Annotated in this window: 3 protein-coding genes and 1 pseudogene; 1 reads left to right on the plus strand and 3 read right to left on the minus strand. The window is 68.7% G+C overall.

Annotated elements, in window-relative coordinates:
* A pseudogene (locus ACNFOC_RS52375) lies at window positions 1–90 on the plus strand (SAM-dependent methyltransferase); the annotation flags it as partial.
* 268 nt (window positions 91–358) lie between these two features.
* On the opposite strand, the gene ACNFOC_RS52380 reads toward ACNFOC_RS52375, so the two are convergent.
* The 3 genes from ACNFOC_RS52380 to ACNFOC_RS52390 all read right to left on the minus strand — a co-directional run bounded on the left by ACNFOC_RS52380 (window position 359) and on the right by ACNFOC_RS52390 (window position 3,502).
* Entirely contained in the window at window positions 359–1,180 is an 822-nt protein-coding gene (locus ACNFOC_RS52380; protein WP_416966023.1) for a carbohydrate ABC transporter permease, read from the minus strand.
* Complete coding sequence (locus ACNFOC_RS52385; protein WP_416966024.1) at window positions 1,177–2,163, minus strand: carbohydrate ABC transporter permease; 987 nt, start codon at window positions 2,161–2,163, stop codon at window positions 1,177–1,179. The genes ACNFOC_RS52380 and ACNFOC_RS52385 overlap by 4 nt, the downstream gene beginning before the upstream one ends.
* Window positions 2,164–2,254: 91 nt before the next feature.
* On the minus strand, window positions 2,255–3,502 hold the full coding sequence (locus ACNFOC_RS52390; protein ID WP_416966025.1) for a sugar ABC transporter substrate-binding protein: 1,248 nt from the start codon (window positions 3,500–3,502) through the stop codon (window positions 2,255–2,257).
* Between the last annotated feature and the right edge of the window lie 46 nt (window positions 3,503–3,548).

The raw sequence follows: 3,548 nt of genomic DNA on the forward strand, positions 1-3,548 counted from the left end.
CCGCTGCTGGCCGCCGAGGAGCGGGCCGGGCGGACCGATCCGTACCGGTCGGTGGCCGCGCTGCTGCATCTGTGCGGCGTGCGGGGCTGAGCGCGCGCCACGGCGGCGCCGACGCGGCCGAGGGGCGCTCTGGAACGGTGGCAGTGGCTCAGGTATGACATCAGCGGCTCTCCTGAGTGGGGGAGGGGGACTTGCCGAGCGCGGTGCGTTGAGGTGCGGTGATGTGCGGAGGCGGCTCGGGGAGCTGCCGACCGATGGGGCCCGGGTGACGGAAGGCAGCCGGGAGTGGGGTGCGAACGGGCATCGGCGGTCCGCGGCTCCGCCCGACCCGTGGGCCCGCGGCGGCCGGCACCGTGGATCAGTCCTTGACCGCGCCGGCGGTCACGCCCGCGGCCACGTAGCGCTGGGCGAGGACCAGGAGGACGGCCGCCGGGATCGACGCGACGACGGCGGTGGCCATGATCGCGTTCCACTCCTGGTTGTTGTTGCCGATGTACTTGTAGATGCCGAGGGTGATCGGCCGCCAAGTACCGCCGCCGTCAAGAGTGTTGGCGAAGACGAAGTCGGACCAGGCCCACAGGAAGCTGAAGAGCGACACGGTGACCACCGCGTTGCGGCTCACCGGCAGCACCACGGACCGGAAGATGCGCCAGGTGCCGGCGCCGTCGATGCGGGCCGCGGAGATGAGTTCGCCGGGGATGCCCGACATGAAGGCCGTGAAGATCATCACGCCGAACGGCGCGGCGATGGTGGAGTCCGCGACGATCAGCCCCCACCAGGAGTTGAGCAGGCCGAGGTCGAGGAAGATGCCGTAGAAGCCCATCGCCATGACGATGCCGGGGATCATCTGGGCGACCAGCAGGGCGAGTCCGAGGGTTCCGCCGCCCAGTGGACGCAGTTTGGCCAGGGCGAATCCGGCCGGGGCGGCGAGGGCCAGGGTGAGGGCGACCGTGCCCAGGCCGATGAGCAGGCTGGTGCCGAGGTAGGGCAACTGGTCGTTCAGGACGGCCCGGTAGCCCTCGAAGGTGGGGTGCAGGGGCAGCAGGTCGGGCGGGGTCTTGCGCATGTCCTGCTGCGGGGTGAGGGACACGTTGATCATCCAGTACACCGGGAACAGCATCAGCGCGGTCAGCAGGACGCCGATGACGGTGTAACGGCGTTTTCCCGTACGGGACTTCATGCTTCCTGCCTCCTCTGGACGCGGATGTAGAGCAGGCCGAAGACGAGCGCGATGACGATGAGGATGTTGCCGACGGCCGCGCCGGGGCCGAACTTCGGCAGCAGCGTGCCGAAGCCGAGCTGGTACGACCAGGTCGCGAGGGTGGACGACGCGTCGCCTGGACCGCCTTTGGTCATGATCCAGATCAGGTCGAAGACTTTTAGCGTGTACACCAGCCCGAGGAGCAGGGTGATCGCCGAGACCGGGCGCAGTAGGGGGAAGGTGATGCGGCGGAACTGCTGCCAGGCGCCGGCCCCGTCCAGGGATGCCGCCTCGTACAGCTCCGCAGGGATGTTCTGGAGCCCGCTGTAGAGGATGACGAGGTTGAACGGGATGCCGATCCAGATGTTCGCGATGACGACCGAAGTCAGCGCCCAGTCCGGCGAGTTGAGCCAGTCCACTGGAGACACGCCCACGAAGTGCAGGGCGTAGTTGATGACTCCGGACTCGCTGTTGAACATCCACGACCAGGTCGACGCCGACACGATCAGCGGCAGCAGCCAGGGGATCAGGAACAGGGCGCGCAGGGTCCCGGCGAGCCGGAAGTGCCGGTTGAAGAAGACCGCGAGGGCGAGCCCGGCCGCGTACTGGAACGCGATCGACGCGAAGGTGAAGACCAGGGTGTGGCGCATCGCCGGGCCGAACGTGGGGTCGTCCAGGACGGTCCTGAAGTTGTCGAGGCCGGAGAAGGGGGCGTCCCCCTGCACGAACGACCGGACGGTGTAGTCGCGCAGGCTCAGGTCGAGGTTGCGGTAGAGCGGGTAGAGGTAGAAGGCGGCGAGGTAGACGACCAGCGGGGCGACGAAGGCCAGCGCGATCAGCCTGCTCCTACGGCGCTGTCGGCGCCGTAGGTTCGACGTGTCGTCCGTCTGTTGTCCGGTGCCGGTCGCCCCGGACCTGGCCGGGGACCGCTGCGAGCGGCGGTCGACGCGGGCGATGGTCATGGGTACTCCTGGATGCGGGTGGCGTGTCCCGGGCCGGCGGCGGTGTCCCGGCGGTGGCGATGTGGTTTCCGGAGAAGCGCGGCGGCCCGTGTCAGCCCTTGCTCGCGGCCGTCTGAGCGGCGTCGAGGGCCGCCTGCGGGCTCTTGCCGCCCGACAGGGCGTTCTGCACGGCGGTCCACATAGGCTGGGAGATCGTCGGGTACTTGGTGCCCAGACCACCGCTGGTGCGGCCGCGCGCCGCGGCCACCGCGCCGACCCACGGCTTCAACTCGGGGTTCTGATTGACCTGTTGGGCCTGCACCTGGGCGGTGGGTGCCACATACGTCAGGGTCGTGTCGGTGGTCAGCAGGTTCGCGGAGTTCGTCAGACAGGTGACGATCTTCTTGCTGACGTCGTAGCGGGAGGTGTCCTTCTGCACCGGGACGGTGACGAACTCGCCGCCGGTCGGCACCGGCGCCGAACCGCCGTTCTGCCCGGGGATGTTGATGACGCCGTACGCGAAGCCGGCCTTGTCCGCGTTGCCGAGCTGCCAGGTGCCGTTCTCGCTGAACGCGTAGTCGCCGGTGGCGAACTCCTGCCAGCTGGTGGTCTGGGTGTTCTGGAGCACGTCCTTCGGCGCGTATCCGCCGTCGACCCACTGCTTCCACAGCGACAGCGCGGCGACGCCCTTGTCCGAGTTGAGCTTGGTGAGGTCGCCGCCCGCGCCCCAGAACCACGGCAGGAACTGGAAGCTGCCCTCCTCCGTGTTGATCGCGGAGAAGGTGATGCCCTTCTTCCCGGCCGTCTTGACCTTCTCCAGCGCCGCCGTGAGCGAGCTCCAGTCCTTGACGGACGCCGGGTCGACCTGGGCCGCGGACAGGATCTTCTTGTTGTAGTAGAGCGCGAGGGTGTTGGCGCCGATCGGCACCCCGTAGGAGGCGTTGTCGATGACGCCCGCGCCGAGGATGTTCTTCTGGATCGACGATGTGTCGAGGCCGAGGTCGCTGGTCTTGTTGAGGATCCCCGCCTCCACGAGCGTGGAGACGACCGGGTTGTCCACCAGCATCACGTCGGGGGCGTTGCCCTGCTGGGCGGCGAGCAGCGCCTTGTTGCCCAGGTCCGTGGTGTCCATGCTGGTGCGCTTGACCTTGACCCCGGCGTCCGTGCCGCACTTGGTGACGAGCTTGCCCCACGCCGAGGAGGCGTCGAACTGCGGGTACGGGTCCCAGAAGTTGTACGTCCCGCCGGCCTTGCCGGAACCGGACGCGGAGGAGTCGGAACCGCCCCCGCAGGCGGCGACAGAGGTGAGCGCGCCGACGGCGGCTATGGCGGTGAGGAGGGTGCGGCGGGTGTTTCTCACGGTGACCTCGTTGTCTTGGTGCGGCTCGTAGGAGGGAGGCAGGGGG

It is taken from the genome of Streptomyces colwelliae (assembly GCF_048158785.1).
Lineage (GTDB): Bacteria > Actinomycetota > Actinomycetes > Streptomycetales > Streptomycetaceae > Streptomyces.

Bases quoted from the DNA above. Each gene is read 5' to 3' on its own strand.
- ACNFOC_RS52380 (WP_416966023.1), bottom strand. From the start codon at position 1,180: ATGAAGTCCCGTACGGGAAAACGCCGTTACACCGTCATCGGCGTCCTG.
- ACNFOC_RS52385 (WP_416966024.1), bottom strand. From the start codon at position 2,163: ATGACCATCGCCCGCGTCGACCGCCGCTCGCAGCGGTCCCCGGCCAGG.